Annotated in this window: 18 protein-coding genes; 13 read left to right on the top strand and 5 right to left on the bottom strand. The window is 60.2% G+C overall.

Annotated elements, in window-relative coordinates:
• Positions 1-312: 312 nt before the first annotated feature.
• Positions 313-1,755, bottom strand: coding sequence for a transglycosylase SLT domain-containing protein (locus tag B723_RS22980; RefSeq protein WP_017338264.1), 1,443 nt, complete (start codon positions 1,753-1,755; stop codon positions 313-315).
• Positions 1,756-1,854: 99 nt separating this feature from the next.
• Positions 1,855-2,622, bottom strand: coding sequence for a hydroxyacylglutathione hydrolase (gene gloB, locus B723_RS22975; protein ID WP_017338265.1), 768 nt, complete (start codon positions 2,620-2,622; stop codon positions 1,855-1,857).
• A 65-nt stretch (positions 2,623-2,687) separates the two neighbouring features.
• On the opposite strand from gloB, the gene B723_RS22970 reads away from it, so the two are divergent.
• The 5 genes from B723_RS22970 to B723_RS22950 all read left to right on the top strand — a co-directional run bounded on the left by B723_RS22970 (position 2,688) and on the right by B723_RS22950 (position 7,849).
• Entirely contained in the window at positions 2,688-3,446 is a 759-nt protein-coding gene (locus tag B723_RS22970) for a methyltransferase domain-containing protein (protein ID WP_017338266.1), read from the top strand.
• A gap of 91 nt (positions 3,447-3,537) precedes the next feature.
• Complete coding sequence (gene rnhA / locus B723_RS22965) at positions 3,538-3,990, top strand: ribonuclease HI (protein WP_003180633.1); 453 nt, start codon at positions 3,538-3,540, stop codon at positions 3,988-3,990.
• Between the two features lie 71 nt (positions 3,991-4,061).
• Positions 4,062-4,826: a DNA polymerase III subunit epsilon gene (gene dnaQ / locus B723_RS22960; protein ID WP_017338267.1), complete on the top strand. Its 765-nt coding sequence runs from the start codon at positions 4,062-4,064 to the stop codon at positions 4,824-4,826.
• A 138-nt stretch (positions 4,827-4,964) separates the two neighbouring features.
• Positions 4,965-7,220, top strand: a complete 2,256-nt coding sequence (locus tag B723_RS22955; RefSeq protein WP_017338268.1) for an Orn/Lys/Arg decarboxylase N-terminal domain-containing protein — start codon at positions 4,965-4,967, stop codon at positions 7,218-7,220.
• 14 nt (positions 7,221-7,234) lie between these two features.
• A complete protein-coding gene (locus B723_RS22950; RefSeq protein ID WP_017338269.1) occupies positions 7,235-7,849 on the top strand; it encodes a GNAT family N-acetyltransferase in 615 nt (204 codons plus the stop codon).
• On the opposite strand, the gene B723_RS22945 is transcribed toward B723_RS22950, so the two are convergent.
• On the bottom strand, positions 7,815-8,708 hold the full coding sequence (locus B723_RS22945; protein WP_017338270.1) for a LysR family transcriptional regulator: 894 nt from the start codon (positions 8,706-8,708) through the stop codon (positions 7,815-7,817). The genes B723_RS22950 and B723_RS22945 overlap by 35 nt on opposite strands.
• A gap of 88 nt (positions 8,709-8,796) precedes the next feature.
• Positions 8,797-9,057, bottom strand: coding sequence for a hypothetical protein (locus B723_RS22940; protein WP_017338271.1), 261 nt, complete (start codon positions 9,055-9,057; stop codon positions 8,797-8,799).
• 174 nt (positions 9,058-9,231) lie between these two features.
• Here B723_RS22940 and B723_RS22935 point away from each other — a divergent pair, with 174 nt between their 5' ends.
• From B723_RS22935 to B723_RS22925, 3 genes are all read left to right on the top strand, one after another.
• Positions 9,232-9,792 (top strand): NADPH-dependent FMN reductase, encoded by a 561-nt coding sequence (locus tag B723_RS22935; protein WP_017338272.1) that lies wholly within the window; start codon positions 9,232-9,234, stop codon positions 9,790-9,792.
• 201 nt (positions 9,793-9,993) lie between these two features.
• Complete coding sequence (locus tag B723_RS22930) at positions 9,994-10,341, top strand: metalloregulator ArsR/SmtB family transcription factor (RefSeq protein WP_017338273.1); 348 nt, start codon at positions 9,994-9,996, stop codon at positions 10,339-10,341.
• A gap of 28 nt (positions 10,342-10,369) precedes the next feature.
• On the top strand, positions 10,370-11,653 hold the full coding sequence (locus B723_RS22925) for an arsenic transporter (RefSeq protein ID WP_017338274.1): 1,284 nt from the start codon (positions 10,370-10,372) through the stop codon (positions 11,651-11,653).
• Positions 11,654-11,712: 59 nt separating this feature from the next.
• Here B723_RS22925 and B723_RS22920 read toward each other — a convergent pair whose 3' ends face one another.
• Positions 11,713-12,663 carry a DUF1853 family protein gene (locus B723_RS22920; protein WP_017338275.1) on the bottom strand — a complete coding sequence of 317 codons (951 nt, stop codon included), beginning with the start codon at positions 12,661-12,663 and terminating at the stop codon, positions 11,713-11,715.
• 123 nt (positions 12,664-12,786) lie between these two features.
• On the opposite strand from B723_RS22920, the gene B723_RS22915 reads away from it, so the two are divergent.
• Genes B723_RS22915 through B723_RS22895 form a run of 5 tightly spaced genes read left to right on the top strand, consistent with a single transcriptional unit; the run spans position 12,787 to position 16,636 of the window.
• Complete coding sequence (locus B723_RS22915) at positions 12,787-13,677, top strand: NAD(+) kinase (protein WP_007906781.1); 891 nt, start codon at positions 12,787-12,789, stop codon at positions 13,675-13,677.
• Complete coding sequence (locus B723_RS22910; protein ID WP_193393031.1) at positions 13,674-14,648, top strand: metallophosphoesterase; 975 nt, start codon at positions 13,674-13,676, stop codon at positions 14,646-14,648. The genes B723_RS22915 and B723_RS22910 overlap by 4 nt, the downstream gene beginning before the upstream one ends.
• Positions 14,645-15,526 (top strand): rhomboid family intramembrane serine protease, encoded by an 882-nt coding sequence (locus B723_RS22905; protein WP_017338277.1) that lies wholly within the window; start codon positions 14,645-14,647, stop codon positions 15,524-15,526. Before B723_RS22910 ends, B723_RS22905 begins: the two co-directional genes overlap by 4 nt.
• Before the next feature lie 22 nt (positions 15,527-15,548).
• Complete coding sequence (locus B723_RS22900) at positions 15,549-15,809, top strand: YeaC family protein (protein ID WP_017338278.1); 261 nt, start codon at positions 15,549-15,551, stop codon at positions 15,807-15,809.
• Positions 15,806-16,636 carry a DUF2797 domain-containing protein gene (locus B723_RS22895; protein ID WP_017338279.1) on the top strand — a complete coding sequence of 277 codons (831 nt, stop codon included), beginning with the start codon at positions 15,806-15,808 and terminating at the stop codon, positions 16,634-16,636. Before B723_RS22900 ends, B723_RS22895 begins: the two co-directional genes overlap by 4 nt.
• Positions 16,637-16,644 lie beyond the last annotated feature (8 nt).

The raw sequence follows: 16,644 nt of genomic DNA, 5'->3' as shown, positions 1-16,644 counted from the left end.
TCAAGTCAGAGATCCGATCCAGGCGGCTTGGGCTTTGTGGGCCGTACAGTAACAGCTTGTATGGACAGGAAAAAGACGGGGATTTAATGGGTGGTTAATTGTGAGGTGAAGGTCTGACCGATCGCAGAACCTGTGGCGAGGGAGCTTGCTCCCGTTGGGTTGCGAAGCAACCCCAAAAACTGGAGCCCGGTGATTTCTGGCACTCCGCGTATTTCGGTTTACGACTGCTTCGCAGCCGAGCGGTAGCAAGCTCCCTCGCCACAAAGTCCCGCAAGTGGCTACAAAAAAGCCCCTGAAGTCAGGGGCTCTTTTTTAGTGTGGCGAAGCAACTGTCAGCATCTGCCCCGGCTTCAGCGCTTGGCCGACACGCGGATTCCAGCGCTTGAGGTGTTGCATTTCAACGTTGAAACGCTTGGCCACCATGTAGAGCGAATCACCCTGCTGGACCTTGTATTGGGTTTGCGGCTTCTTGGTCTTCGTCTTGGCATTGGCGGCCACGACGGTGTTGATGCGCCCGTTGCTGCGCTTGGTTTTGTCCTGCATCACCAGCGTCTGGCCGACCTTGAGGTCCTTGCCGGTCAGCTTGTTCCAGCGTTGCAGGTCCTTGACCTCGACCTTGTTGGCCTTGGCGATGGTGCCAAGGTTGTCGCCCCGTTTAACCCGGTAGGCGCGTTTGAGGCTGGCGAGCTGGGTGTCGTCTGCGCCTTCAAATACCGGCTTGAGCGGCGTCTTGCTGATCAATTCTTCGGGACGCATGGTCGACAGGCTGGCGGTCAGCAGCTGCGCCTTGGACGTCGGCACCAGCAAATGCTGAGGACCGTCGATGGTGGTGCGTTGCTTGAAGGCCGGGTTGAGCTGGAACAGTTCGTCTTCATCGATATTGGCCACCGCGGCGACCTTGGACAGGTCCATGCGCTGGTTGATTTCGACGACCTGGAAGTACGGTTCATTGGCGATCGGGTTCAGGTTCACGCCGTAGGCTTCCGGGGCCAGCACCACTTGCGACAAGGCCAGCAGCTTCGGCACATAGGCCTGGGTTTCGGCCGGCAGCGGCAGGTTCCAGTAATCGGTCGGCAGGCCGAGCTTTTCGTTACGCTCGATGGCCCGGCTGACCGTGCCTTCACCGGCGTTGTAGGCTGCCAGGGCCAGCAGCCAGTCGCCGTTGAACATGTCGTGCAGGCGGGTCAGGTAATCCATGGCGGCGGTGGTCGAAGCGGTGATGTCGCGACGGCCATCATAGAAACGGGTTTGACGCAGGTTGAAATAACGTCCGGTGGAAGGAATGAATTGCCACAAGCCAACTGCATTGGCCCGGGAATAGGCCATCGGGTTGTAGGCGCTTTCAATCACTGGCAGCAGCGCCAGTTCCAGCGGCATGTTGCGTTCTTCAAGCCGTTCGACGATGTAGTGAATGTAGAGGCTGCCGCGTTCGCCGGCGTTTTCGAGGAAAGAGGGGTTGCTGGCGAACCACAGGCGCTGTTGCTCGATGCGCGGGTTGACGCCCAGGCCTTCCTGCAACTGGAAGCCCTGGCGCATGCGCTCCCAGACGTCCTGTGGGATTTGCGGGGTCGGCTTTTCGCTGAGCCAGATGGGCTTCTGTTTGGCTCGAGCGGCGATATTCGGGGTGTGGGTCGCGTCGGTCTGTGGCACATGGCTGGAACAGCCCGCCAATGTGGCGGACACAGCCACCGCTATGGCTTGAGCCAAGCGGGTCAATGCGTCTGAATTGATGGCTTTACGAATAGATGACGACATTGGCTGGAAGTAAGTTCCGGGCAAAAATGTCGGGGGATTCTAGAAAGCGCACCCCCTGCGGTCAACCATTCAGATTTTTGCTACCAACGGCAACGCTGTTTAGAACGTATCTTTCCAAGCGCGCAGAGCCGCAAAAACCGCACTGGGAGCCCGGTTATGAGCGCCGTTCCGTTCGTCCACTTTTTCTTTAACGGATGTTTCGCCAGTGCGCAAAAACGGGTTTGTCAGCTTTTCAAGGCCCAGCGTAGAGGGCAGTGTGATGATTCCGGCTTCCCGTTGTGCGGTGACGTTGGCCAGGCGTTCGGCGGTGTGCGGGTTGCCAGGCTCGACCGCTGCGGCAAAGCGCAGATTGCTCAAGGTGTATTCATGGGTGCAATAGACCCGCGTATCCTCTGGGAACGAAGCGAGGCGCGTCAGCGACGCATGCATCTGCTCGGGCGTGCCTTCGAACAGGCGCCCGCAACCGGCGGCGAACAGGGTGTCACCGCAAAACAGTGTTCCCTCATGGTAGAAGGCGATGTGCCCCAGGGTATGACCGGGAACGGTGATCACATCGAAGTCCCAACCCAGCACGTTGATACGATCGTTGTCCTTGAGCGCGACGTCCCGCGCCGGGATGGTTTCGCTGGCCGGGCCGTAGACCTTCGCGTCTGTCGCTTTTTTCAGCTGCTCGACGCCGCCGACATGGTCGTGATGATGGTGAGTGATCAGAATGTCACTCAGCACCCAGCCCGGATTGGCCGCAAGCCAGTCCAGCACGGGCGCGGCATCGCCCGGATCGACCACGGCGCAGCGCCGGGTGTCGGTATCTTGTAACAACCAGATGTAGTTATCGGTGAAGGCGGGCAGGGCTGTGATCTGTATCATCGTCGGATTCGCCAAGCGGAAAACAATGGCGCATCTTAGAACTTCCTGGCGCGTTGGAGAATGCAATGACCGATAAAGCGTTCGCTCAGGCTGATCCTGACTGGCTGGCCTTGATCAGCGCGGCCCGTGAATGGCTGTCCGGCCCCCTCGGACAATTTCTGCTGGACGAAGAACGCCGCATGCTTGAAGACGAGCTGGGGCGCTTCTTTGGTGGCTATCTGGTGCATTATGGTCCTTCGGCCGAAACACCGCCGTCCGCCCCGCAGGTCCAGCGCAATGTGCGGCTGGGCGCGCCGTTGCCGGGTGTTGAAATCGTCTGTGAAGAACAAGCCTGGCCGTTGAGCGAGCATGCCGCCGATGTGGTGGTGCTGCAGCATGGCCTGGATTTTTGCCTCTCACCCCACGGTTTGCTGCGTGAAGCGGCGAGCAGCGTTCGCCCGGGCGGGCATTTGCTGATTGTCGGGATCAACCCCTGGAGCACGTGGGGGTTGCGTCACGTGTTCGCCCATGACGCCTTGCGCAAGGCCCGTTGCATTTCACCGTCACGGGTCGGCGACTGGTTGAACCTGCTGGGCTTCGCGCTGGAGAAACGCCGCTTCGGGTGCTATCGTCCGCCGCTGGCGTCCCCCGCCTGGCAAGCCCGTCTGGCCGGCTGGGAGCGCAAGGCCGGTGATTGGCAATTGTCTGGCGGCGGCTTCTATTTATTGGTGGCGCGCAAGATTGTGGTGGGCCTACGGCCGCTTCGTCAGGAACGTCGCGAACCGATGGGCAAGCTGATCCCCCTGCCGATGGCCAAGGTCAACCGACGCAATATCGAACCGTAACCCCAGTTTTTATTCCCGGCCGGGTTTGCCCCGGCCTCGGGCATCGTCGATCGCTGATCGGCGAGCCACCGCATTTTCTGGATAGATTGGCATGAGCGATAGCGTAGAACTCTTCACCGACGGCGCCTGCAAAGGCAACCCTGGCCCTGGCGGCTGGGGCGCATTGCTGGTGTGCAAGGGCGTTGAAAAAGAACTCTGGGGCGGCGAAGCCAATACCACCAACAACCGCATGGAACTGATGGGCGCGATCCGCGGGCTGGAGGAACTCAAGCGTTCCTGCGATGTGCTGCTGGTGACCGACTCCCAGTACGTAATGAAAGGCATCAACGAGTGGATGGCCAACTGGAAGAAACGCGGCTGGAAAACGGCGGCGAAAGAACCGGTGAAAAACGCTGACCTGTGGAAGCTGCTGGATGAGCAGGTCAACCGTCACAACGTCACCTGGAAATGGGTGCGCGGGCACATCGGGCATCACGGCAACGAACGGGCCGACCAACTCGCCAATCGTGGCGTGGATGAAGTGCGTGGGTACAAGCAGGCTTGATTCGAGCTCAACCGGCGAGCGTGTTAACATCGCCGCTTTTGCACGATTGACCCGTTGAGAGCTGAGCACTGATGGCCACCAGATCCGTTGTACTCGATACCGAAACCACCGGCATGCCGGTGACCGACGGCCACCGGATTATCGAAATCGGTTGTGTCGAGTTGATCGGTCGGCGCCTGACGGGCCGGCATTTCCACGTTTACCTGCAACCGGACCGCGAAAGTGACGAAGGCGCCATTGGCGTCCACGGCATTACCAACGAATTCCTGGTGGGCAAGCCACGCTTCACTGAAGTGGCCGATGAGTTTTTCGAATTCATCAAGGGTGCGCAGCTGATCATCCATAACGCCGCGTTCGACGTTGGTTTCATCAACAACGAATTCGCCCTCATGGGTCAGCACGATCGTGCTGACATCACGCAACACTGCTCGATCCTCGACACCCTGATGATGGCCCGGGAACGTCACCCGGGGCAGCGCAACAGCCTCGACGCCTTGTGCAAACGTTATGGCGTCGACAACTCCGGCCGTGAACTTCACGGCGCCTTGCTCGACTCCGAGATTCTCGCCGACGTCTACCTGACCATGACCGGCGGTCAGACCAGCCTGTCGCTGGCCGGCAACGCGTCCGATGGCAATGGTTCCGGCGAAGGCGCGGACAACTCCGCCACCGAAATCCGCCGCTTGCCGGCTGACCGTCAGCGGACCCGGATCATTCGCGCCAGCGAAGACGACCTGGCCCGGCACGTGGCGCGGATGGAAGCCATTGCCAAATCTGCCGGCGCTCCGGCGCTGTGGGTGCAACTGGCTGAGGCTGAAGCTGAAGCTCAGGCGTAGGCCCTTCCAATAGATCTTGATAAAGCCTGCCGCCCACGATGACCCATTTCGGGGCATTGCACTCGCCACATCCGCCTCGACCCTCTACCCTGAGGGTATTGGCAGGCCAGGGCCTGCCGCCTCAGGACACTGAGCCCCATGTACAAAGATCTGAAATTCCCGGTCCTGATCGTCCATCGCGACATCAAGTCCGACACCGTCGCCGGTGATCGCGTGCGTGGCATCGCCCGGGAGCTGGAGCAGGAAGGCTTCAGCATTGTCTCGGCGGTGGATTACGCCGAGGGGCGGCTGGTCGCGTCGACCCATCACGGTCTCTCGTGCATGTTGATTGCCGCTGAAGATCCCAGCGCCAACTCTCATCTGCTACAGAACATGGCCGAACTGATCAGCCTGGCGCGGGTGCGTGCGCCGGACTTGCCGATCTTCGCGCTGGGCGAGCAAGTGACGCTGGAAAACGCCCCGGCCGATGCGATGGACGAGCTCAATCAATTGCGCGGCATTCTTTATCTGTTCGAAGACACCGTGCCGTTTCTGGCGCGGCAGGTCGCGCGAGCCGCACGCAAATACCTGGACGGCCTGTTGCCACCATTCTTCAAGGCGTTGGTGCAACACACCGCCGACTCCAATTATTCCTGGCATACGCCCGGCCATGGTGGTGGCGTGGCGTATCACAAGAGCCCGGTGGGGCAGGCGTTCCACCAGTTTTTCGGGGAAAACACCCTGCGTTCGGATTTGTCGGTGTCGGTGCCCGAACTGGGTTCGCTGCTCGATCACACCGGCCCGCTCGCCGAGGCGGAAGCGCGAGCGGCGCGCAACTTCGGCGCCGATCACACTTTTTTCGTGATCAATGGCACCTCGACCGCCAACAAGATCGTCTGGCATTCCATGGTTGCCCGCGATGACCTGGTGCTGGTGGACCGCAATTGCCACAAGTCGGTGCTGCACTCGATCATCATGACCGGCGCGATTCCGCTGTACCTGTGCCCGGAGCGCAACGAACTGGGGATCATCGGCCCGATTCCGCTGAGCGAATTCAGCCGCGAGTCGATCCAGGCCAAGATCGACGCCAGCCCGCTGACCAAGGGCCGCGCACCCAAAGTCAAACTGGCGGTGGTGACCAATTCCACCTACGACGGCCTGTGTTACAACGCCGAACTGATCAAGCAAAGCCTGGGCAACAGCGTCGAAGTGCTGCATTTCGATGAGGCCTGGTATGCCTACGCGGCGTTTCACGAGTTCTTCGCCGGGCGTTACGGCATGGGCACTTCCCGCAGCGAAGACAGCCCGCTGGTGTTCACCACCCATTCCACGCACAAACTGTTGGCGGCGTTCAGTCAGGCGTCGATGATTCATGTTCAGGATGGCGGCGCCCGGCAACTGGACCGCGACCGCTTCAACGAAGCGTTCATGATGCACATCTCCACGTCGCCGCAGTACAGCATCATTGCTTCGCTGGACGTGGCATCGGCCATGATGGAAGGCCCGGCCGGTCGTTCCCTGTTACAGGAAATGTTCGACGAAGCCTTGAGTTTTCGCCGGGCACTGGCGAACCTGCGGCAACACATTGCTGCCGATGACTGGTGGTTTTCCATTTGGCAGCCGCCGTCCGTGGAAGGCATCGAACGTGTGGTCACTGAAGACTGGCTGTTGCAACCAGATGCCGACTGGCACGGATTTGGCGGCGTGACCGACGACTATGTGCTGCTCGATCCGATCAAAGTCACGCTGGTGATGCCTGGCCTGACGGCGGGCGGCGCGTTAAGCGAGCGGGGGATTCCGGCGGCGGTGGTCAGCAAGTTTCTCTGGGAGCGCGGGCTGGTCGTCGAGAAGACCGGTTTGTATTCGTTCCTGGTGCTGTTTTCCATGGGCATCACCAAGGGCAAATGGAGCACGCTGTTGACCGAGTTGCTGGAGTTCAAGCGCAGCTATGACGGCAACGTCAGCCTTTCGACCTGCCTGCCGTGCGTGGCGCAGCAGGACGGTGCGCGCTATAAGGGCATGGGATTGCGCGATCTATGCGATCAATTGCACGCCTGCTACCGCAGCAATGCCACCGCCAAACATCTCAAGCGCATGTACACGGTGCTACCGGAAATCGCCCTGAAACCGGCCGACGCCTATGATCAACTGGTGCGAGGCGAGGTGGAGGCCGTGTCGATCGATGCGCTGGACGGCCGCATCGCCGCCGTCATGCTGGTGCCGTACCCGCCGGGGATCCCGTTGATCATGCCCGGTGAACGTTTCACCGAATCAACCCGCTCGATCATCGATTACCTGGCGTTTGCCCGCACGTTCGACAGTAGTTTCCCGGGGTTTGTCGCCGATGTGCACGGCTTGCAACACGAAGACGAGGGCAATGGGCGGCATTACACCGTCGATTGCATCAAGGAGTGAGGACCTTTCCCAGTATGCAACCGGTCATGAATCCGAAATACCCAGGGCTGTCAGTGCGCGTTGCCGACGATGGTTTCGCCGCTTATATCTGGGGCAGTGATTTCAGCTTTGAAGTCGCGGCCTATGGCGCAGCCGAAATCGGCAAGCCGGTGGAGCAGTGGCCGGTGACACCGATCACCCCTTACCGCAAGTGCTATGGCATAGATCCCGAGGAATTCAGCAGTTTCCGCGATGCCGCCGACAGTGCGATTTTCATGGCGTATCTCGATGATGAGCCCGTGGGTCACCTGGTGGTCAGCACCAACTGGAACGGCTTTGCCCACATCGACGAGCTGGCGGTGCATGCGCCGGCGCGGCGCCATGGCGTGGCCAAGGCGTTGCTGGATGTGGCGCAGTTCTGGAGTCGCAAAAAGAAACTGCCGGGCATCATGCTCGAAACCCAGAACAACAACCTGGGGGCTTGCCGGCTCTATGAACGCTGCGGGTATGTGATTGGTGGTATCGATCATCTGCGCTATCGCGGCATCGACCCCAACACCGCCGAGATCGCGTTGTTCTGGTATCGATTGTTCGATAATCCGCTGGAAAACCCGATCAGCTCGCCAACATCGCCACGGCTTGTTCCGTGACGATATCCAGCAAGGCCTGAGCGGCCGGTGAAGGCTCGCCGTTCTTCAAGGTCAGGGCGTAGACGCTGATCGGTACGGCGGGCGCCAGCGGGCAGGCGTCCAGGCCCGCGGATTTCGCCCCGAGTGCGGTGAACGGATCGACAATCGCCAGACCCTCACCGGCCTCGACCATGCTGCGCATCATCTGGTGTGTCTGAACCCGGGTGTGGACGACGGGGGCAGGGCGTAGCCCGTGCAGTTTGTTGTCGAGCACCGGGCTCAGCGGATCATGACCTTCCAGGCCGACCATCGACTGGCCCGCCAGATCCTGCAGCGAAATGTACTTCTGCTTCGGTTGCAGCCAGCCGTGGGGGGCCAACAGCTGCAGTTTGCCCTGGGCAATGACCTGACAATGAATATCCGCGTGATCGGGGTCGTGCAGGCTCAGGCCCAGATCGCTTTCGCGCAGCAGCAGGCTTCGGACGATGTCGCGGGTGGGTTGGCTCAACAGGCTGCAAGGCACGTCGGGCAGACGCCGGCGCAGGGCCGCGATGCTCTGGGGCAGCAACTGTTGAGCCAGAGGCGGCGTGCAAATGATGCGAAGGGGTGGGGCCTGATACTGCTTGAGGCTGCTGGCCAGACGCTGGACCGGTTCGAGCGCCTCGTAGACGTGGGCGATTTCGACCTGTAACTCCCGCGCCTCGCGCGTGGCTTGCAAGCGTCCACGCACGCTGGAAAACAACATGAAACCCAGCTGACTCTCAGCGTCACGCAGAATGCTTTCGACCTCGGCCACTGGCAACTGCAACCATTCGGCGGCGGTGCCCAGGTGACCGGTCTGCAGAAGCGCCTGTATCACTTCGATATGACGTAAACGCATGCGTGAAGTCCATGTTCAGCAGGTGAGGGAGTCAGTGGCTGAATCCTAACCCAAGTCCGCGCACAAGACTTCTGCTCATAACGCGAGGTTATGAGGCTACGTTGGTTTCCGGCAGTTTGTCGACATAGGTGTCGGGTTCACGCACGATGGTGACATCCGATTGCACCAGCAAAAACTGGTTGTCATCGAGTTTTCTTACGCGATCGCCAATGGCCAGCTTATAAGTGGTCACAGGCACGGAGCCGGCGAGACCGTCTGCCGACGGGGTGGATTCCTGGAACTCATGCACGGAATAGACACGGCCTTCTGCGTCTCTTGCATGGAACTGACCGACGAGTACTGCTGCCATCTGCTTAGAACCTCTGGAGATAAATCACTCAATTTGCGGTTCTGTAGACCGTGGTTGGGCGAGGTAAGTTTTCCTACAGGAAAAAAATAGTCAGGGACGGCATTTTCAGTCGTCCGCTGAGTGAATCGTCATCTATAACTACAAGCTCTTCCATCGGACAGTCGAGAATCTTCCATGAGCAACGTCTATACGATCGCCGTTCTGGTCGGCAGCTTGAGAAAGGAATCGATCAATCGCAAGGTCGCGTTGGCCCTGGCCGATCTGGCTCCTGCAAATCTCAAACTGAACATCGTCGAAATTGGCGACCTGCCGCTGTACAACGAAGACATCGATGGTGCTTCACCGCCGGCAGCCTACAGCACTTTCCGGCAACAAGTGAGTTCATCCGACGCGTTGCTGTTCGTCACGCCGGAATACAACCGTTCGGTGCCGGCGCCCTTGAAGAATGCGATCGACGTCGGTTCGCGGCCCTATGGCAAGAGCGCCTGGGGTGGCAAGCCTGGGGCGGTGATCAGCGTTTCACCGGGGGCGGTCGGTGGGTTTGGCGCCAACCATCACCTGCGCCAGTCCATGGTGTTTCTCGATGTGCCGTGCATGCAGCAACCGGAAGCGTACATCGGCGGTGCCGGCACAGCGTTCGACGAGACGGGTAAGTTGTCCGAGTCGCTCAAGCCGTTCTTGCAAAAATTCATCGATGCCTATGGGAAGTGGGTCGAACAGCACAAGAAGGTCTGATAAATGCCCGGCAACCCTGTAGGAGCGAGACAAGTCGGGTCGCCGTACCGCTCGCTCCTACAGGGTTGTTGGCAACGCCTGCTGCCAGTGGCGAGAGATCACAGCTAGCCCTCGCCACATGCGGTAGCCGGAAACGTCGCTTTACCGAATATTCGAAATTCCATATATTCACGCCTCGTTTGTCTGGAGGCGTGTTCCCACATGTCCTATTCCCGTGGTCCCGTCGATGTTTTCAAGGCTCTGGCCGATGACACGCGCAGTCGTATCGCCATGCTGATTGCCTGCGAAGGCGAGTTGTGCGTGTGTGAGTTGACTGCCGGGCTGGACCTCAGCCAACCGAAGATCTCGCGTCATCTGGCGCAATTGCGCAGCAACGGGCTGCTGTCGGATCGTCGTCAGGGGCAATGGGTGTTTTATCGCCTGCACCCGCAACTATCGCCGTGGGTTATCACACTGTTGCAAGGCGCATTGGCGGATCACGGCGAATGGCTCGCTGCTGATGTCGCCCGTTTGCAGGCCATGGCTGATCGCCCGGTGCGCTGCTGCTAACCCCGATTTCTTTTGAAGGCTGCTTTACATGCTTATAGCGTCGTTGATTTTCCTGCTGACCATTACCCTGGTGATCTGGCAACCCAAAGGCCTCGGCGTCGGCTGGAGTGCGGTACTCGGTGCGGTGCTGGCGCTGATTTTCGGGGTGGTGCACCTGAGCGATATCCCGCTGGTGTGGCAGATCATCTGGAACGCCACCGGCACCTTTGTCGCGCTGATCATCATCAGCCTGTTGCTGGACGAGGCAGGGTTCTTTGCCTGGGCGGCGTTGCATGTCGCGCGCTGGGGTCATGGCAGTGGGCGCAAGCTGTTTGCCTACATGGTGCTGCTCGGCGCGCTGGTGTCAGCGCTGTTTGCCAATGACGGTGCGGCGCTGATCCTCACGCCCATCGTGATTTCCATGTTACTGGCGTTGCGTTTTTCACCCGCATCGACGCTGGCGTTCGTGATGGGCGCCGGGTTCATCGCCGACACCGCAAGCTTGCCATTGGTGGTGTCGAACCTGGTGAACATCGTTTCCGCCGACTTTTTTCACATCAGTTTCAATCGCTACGCGGCGGTGATGATCCCGGTCAATCTGGTCAGCGTCGCGGCGACGCTGGCGGTGCTGATGTGGTTCTTTCGACGCGACATTCCCAAGGATTACGATCCGCAGCAACTGGCGCATCCGGCCAGCGCCATCCACGACAAAGCGACTTTTTTAGCGGGTTGGGCGGTCTTGGTGATCCTGTTGCTTGGCTGTTTTGCGCTGGAACCGCTGGGCATTCCCATCAGTGCCATTTCGGCGGTGTGCGCGGCGTTGCTGCTGGCCATTGCGGCCCGGGGTCACAAGATTTCCACGCGCAAGGTGATGAAAGAAGCACCGTGGCAGATCGTGATTTTCTCGCTGGGCATGTATCTGGTGGTCTACGGGCTGCGCAACGCCGGACTCACCGGGTATCTCGCGGGCTGGCTGAACGGTTTTGCCGATTATGGCGTTTGGGGCGCAGCGATGGGCACCGGTGTGCTGACCGCGCTCCTGTCGTCGATGATGAACAATCTGCCGACGGTGCTGATTGGTTTGCTGTCGATTGATGCCAGCCAGGCAACAGGTGTGGTGAAGGAAGCGATGATCTACGCCAACGTCATCGGCAGTGACCTTGGGCCGAAGATTACGCCGATCGGCAGCCTGGCGACGTTGTTGTGGCTGCATGTGCTGGAGCGCAAGAGTATCCGGATCGGATGGGGGTATTACTTCAGGGTCGGGATTGTGTTGACGGTGCCGGTGTTGCTGCTGACGTTGGCGGCGCTGGCCGTGCGGTTGTCCGTTTAAACCGGGTTGGCCCTGTCGCGGGCTTGCCCGCGATGAGGCCCGTCCATTCACCATGAATCTCAACCATTGCCCGGCACATTCGGCCAAAGATCCGCCACCAGAAACAACCGCTCTGCCTCTTCCCAATCGCCCTCGGCATTCTCGATCAAACGCACCAGCAACTGCGCCGGCGCCAGCGGCTCCAGCTCGCTGAGCCACGCCTCCAGTTGTTCCGTGTTCCAGGTCTGCTCCACCGGATAATGCGCCGGCGCCAGCCAGGCATGGCGGGGCAGGGGTTGCCAGCGCCCGAGCGGACGCTGTGCGACAAAATCCTTCCAGTCCTTTTGATGCAGCCAGCTTCCGCGTAAATGTTGCGGATGTGCGCCGTCCGGTGGTTGGGACTGCCCCGGCCACGGATACAACAAATACCCGCCCAGCCACAAATGCGCACTGAACTGCTGAATGTCCAGCGCCGCCAGCACTTCACGGCTCTCCGGCCGGGCGGAAATGGGCAACTGATGCTGACTCAAGTGAGCCAGTTTACGGTCCAGCCGATCGTGGCAACCCGGGCCCAGCCAATGTGCCGTGTCGTGCCCGTCGCCGTCTTGCGGGCCCAGGTAAAGCTTGATTGCCAGTTCCAGGTGATGCACGCCGTCGCGATCACGCAGCAGCATGTCCAGCTCGCCCAGCGTATGCCCCTCGCGGCGGATCGGCATATTGGCGGCAATCAGATCGATGCCCGGCGCATGCCGCACGGCGTATTGCCACAGCCGTTCATAGTACAGACCCAGGCGCCGGGTCCGGGCCTGGGCCAGCCAGTGCAGCAAGTCATAACTGTCGCGATCCAGTTGCCGCAGCCAATGCTCCAGCCGCTCCGGCGCCTGCACCCAGTCACTACCGGCCAGCGGATGGCGTTGCGGCCACGGCGTAACCTCCAGCATCGGCGGCGCAAGGATGACCCACGCCAGGTCACGCACTTCCGGGTGGCGCAACTGGTGGGGTAACTGCAGCAAATCGGGAAATAGGATCATCTTGCGAGCATAGCCCTAAACATGAGTACACCCTTGTGGCTGAAAGGATTTTGTCTATCCCGCGCTTTCGCCCATAATCGTGTTTTTCGCCGTCGCAGGCCCCCGCGTCCCAATAGGAGCCCCATGGAGCAATTTCGTAATATCGGCATCATCGGTCGCCTGGGCAGTTCGCAGGTGCTGGATACCGTCCGCCGACTGAAACGGTTTCTGCTCGATCGTCACCTGCACGTGATCCTCGAAGACACTATCGCCGAAGTGCTGCCGGGTCATGGCCTGCAAACCTCGTCGCGCAAGATGCTCGGTGAAGTCTGTGACATGGTGATTGTGGTCGGTGGTGACGGTAGCCTGCTCGGCGCTGCGCGCGCACTGGCCCGGCACAATATTCCGGTGCTCGGCATCAACCGGGGCAGCCTGGGTTTCCTCACCGATATCCGCCCGGACGAACTCGAAGTCAAAGTCGCCGAAGTGCTCGACGGCCACTATCTGGTGGAAAACCGCTTCCTGCTGCAGGCTGAGGTCCGGCGTCACGCCGAGGCCATCGGGCAGGGCGATGCACTGAACGATGTGGTGCTGCACCCCGGCAAATCGACGCGGATGATCGAGTTCGAGCTGTACATTGATGGACAGTTCGTCTGCAGCCAGAAGGCCGACGGCCTGATCGTCGCCACGCCGACCGGTTCGACCGCTTACGCACTGTCGGCGGGTGGCCCGATCATGCATCCCAAGCTCGACGCTATTGTGATTGTGCCGATGTACCCCCATACCTTGTCAGGCAGGCCAATTGTGGTCGATGGCAACAGTGAGCTGAAAATCGTCGTGTCCAAGGATATGCAGATCTACCCGCAAGTCTCCTGTGACGGGCAGAACCACTTCACCTGCGCGCCGGGTGACACCATCACCATCAGCAAGAAAGCGCAGAAGCTGCGGCTGATTCACCCGCTCGACCACAACTACTACGAAGTCTGCCGGACCAAGCTCGGCTGGGGCAGCAAGTTGGGGGGTGGAGGCGACTGATGCTCGATCCCGCACGAAGTTACGACCTGATCGGTGACGTGCACGGATGCGCTCTGACCCTTGAGCACTTGCTCGACCGGCTCGGTTATCACAAACAAGGTGGTGTCTGGCGGCATGCGTCGCGCATGGCGGTGTTCGTTGGTGACATCATCGACCGTGGCCCGCGGATTCGCGAGGCGCTGCACATCGTCCACGATATGGTCGAGGCTGGGCAGGCGTTGTGCATCATGGGCAACCACGAATTCAACGCACTGGGCTGGAGCACGCCGGCACCTCCGGGCAGCGGCAAGCAGTTCGTTCGTGAGCACACCCCGCGTCATGCGCGCCTGCTGGGCGAAACCCTGACCCAGTTTGAAGATCACCCCGGCGACTGGCATGACTTCCAGCAATGGTTCTACGAATTACCCCTGTTTCTGGATGCCGGGCGCTTCCGCGTGGTACACGCCTGCTGGGATTCGGGCCTGATCGAACCGTTGCGCGCGCTGTTTGCCGATGGTTGCGTCGATGAACATTTCCTCCAGGCGTCGGCCGTGCCGGGCAGCTTTGCCTGCACCGTGTTCGACCGCCTGCTGCGCGGCACCGACATGCGCCTGCCTCACGGTTTGACCATGACCAGCGGCGATGGCCTGACGCGCTCGTTCTTCCGCACCAAGTTCTGGGAAGACGACCCGCAAACCTACGGCGACATCGTGTTCCAGCCGGACGCCTTGCCGGAACCCGTGGCCCGAACGCCGCTGTCCTCCACCGAAAAAGACACCTTGTTGCGCTATGGCATTGACGAGCCCCTGTTGTTCGTCGGCCACTACTGGCGCAGCGGTAAACCGGCGCCGATCCGCCCGAACCTGGCCTGCCTGGATTACAGCGCGGTGCTCTACGGCAAACTGGTTGCCTATCGTCTGGACGGGGAAACCCGGCTCGATCCGCACAAGTTTGTCTGGGTCGATGTCGAACGCCCCGAGGCCTTGCGATGAGCGCCGTTCCGGTATTGCGCCTGCCGCTGGCGGTGGATCTGAGCGGGTTCGTCATACTGCTGCAACGCATGCAGGTGCCGCATAGGGTCAGCGAAGAGCAGGGCGAGCAGGTGCTGTGGGTGCCCGCCAGTATCAGTGAAGACGTTCGTGCGTTGTACGAGCGTTTCCCGGCGGGTGATCCCGATCACCAACTCGACATTCCGGTGACGAAAACCACAAAGCGCCCCGGTTTCACCGAGCAATTGCGTCACGCCAAAGCAACTGCACTGGTGCTGTTGCTGAGCCTGATCGTCGGCGCGGTGACGCTGCTGGGCGAAAACCTCGACACCCTGCGCTGGCTGACCTTCCTCGATTTCCGGGTGGTCGGCGAGTACATCCATTTTGTGCCACTGGCTGACAGCCTGGCGGCGGGGCAGTGGTGGCGTCTGGTGACGCCGATGCTGATCCACTTCGGTTTCCTGCACCTGGCCATGAACGGCATGTGGTATTGGGAGCTGGGACGGCGCATCGAGTCGCGCCAGGGCGGCATCAACCTGATCGGCCTGACCTTGCTGTTTGCCCTCGTGTCCAATTACGCCCAGTTCGTTTTCAGCGGCCCCACCTTGTTTGGCGGGTTGTCCGGTGTGCTGTACGGCCTGCTCGGGCATTGCTGGATCTTCCAGATTCTGTCGCCGAACCGGGCTTATCGCCTGCCGCGCGGCGTACTGGTCATGATGCTGATATGGCTGCTGCTGTGCCTGTCCGGGCTGGTCTCGATGATCGGCTTCGGTGAAATTGCCAACGCCGCCCACGTCGGCGGGTTGCTCGTCGGATGCCTTACCGGTTTGTTGGGCGGTTTGTACAACCGCCGTAAACTGGCCGTCCAGAATCGTATGTGAATCAAAGAGCGCGGAGACCTTGATGTCCTCTTTTAACGAAATGATCAAAAACATCACCCCGGATATCTACCAGAGCCTGAAACTGGCGGTGGAAATCGGTAAATGGTCGGACGGTGGCAAACTCACCGCCGAGCAACGTGAACTGTCGCTGCAAGCGATGATCGCCTGGGAAATCCAGAACCTGCCGGAAGAAGAGCGCACTGGCTACATGGGCCCGCAGGAGTGCAGCTCCAAGTCGATTACCGTACCGAATATCCTGTTCAAGTCGGATGCCATCCATTGATCGAGATTGGCCGCGGTGCAGTCAGTAAAATGTCGGCTCGCCTGGACGGGTCCGACGTGCAGTACGCGTTTCGTCTGGGCGAGGTCGAGGTGCCGGTCAATCCGTTGATCGGCAGCACGGTTCGCCTGGAATACCTGGGGGCGATCTTCTGTTCCCATTGCGGGCGCAAGACCAAAACCAGTTTCAGCCAGGGTTACTGCTACCCGTGCATGACCAAACTGGCGCAGTGCGACCTCTGCATCATGAGCCCGGAGCGTTGCCACTACGACGCCGGCACCTGCCGTGAACCGGAGTGGGGCGAGAAGTTCTGCATGACCGATCACATCGTGTATCTGTCGAACTCGTCCGGGATCAAAGTCGGGATTACCCGAGCCACCCAGCTGCCGACCCGCTGGATCGATCAGGGCGCCCGTCAGGCGTTGCCGATCATGCGTGTTTCGACCCGCCAGCAGTCGGGCTTTGTCGAAGACCTGTTTCGCAGTCAGGTGGCGGACAAGACCAACTGGCGTGCTTTACTCAAGGGCGAGGCGATTTCGGTGGATCTGGCCGAGGTTCGCGATCAGCTGTTTGATAGCTGCGCCGAAGGTTTGCAAGGTTTACAGGAACGATTCGGCCTACAGGCAATCCAGACTATTGCCGACATAGAGCCGCTCGAAATCCGCTACCCGGTTGAGCAATACCCGGCCAAAATCGTCAGTTTCAACCTGGACAAAAACCCGATTGCCGAAGGCACGCTGCTGGGGATCAAGGGCCAGTACCTGATTTTCGACACCGGCGTGATCAATATTCGTAAGTACACGGCTTATCAGCTCGCCGTGCATCAGTAAGGACTCCA

Source organism: Pseudomonas fluorescens NCIMB 11764 (assembly GCF_000293885.2).
Lineage (GTDB): Bacteria > Pseudomonadota > Gammaproteobacteria > Pseudomonadales > Pseudomonadaceae > Aquipseudomonas > Aquipseudomonas fluorescens_B.
Note: the sequence above shows the minus strand (reverse complement) of the source record. Positions and strands in the feature narration are given on the sequence as shown.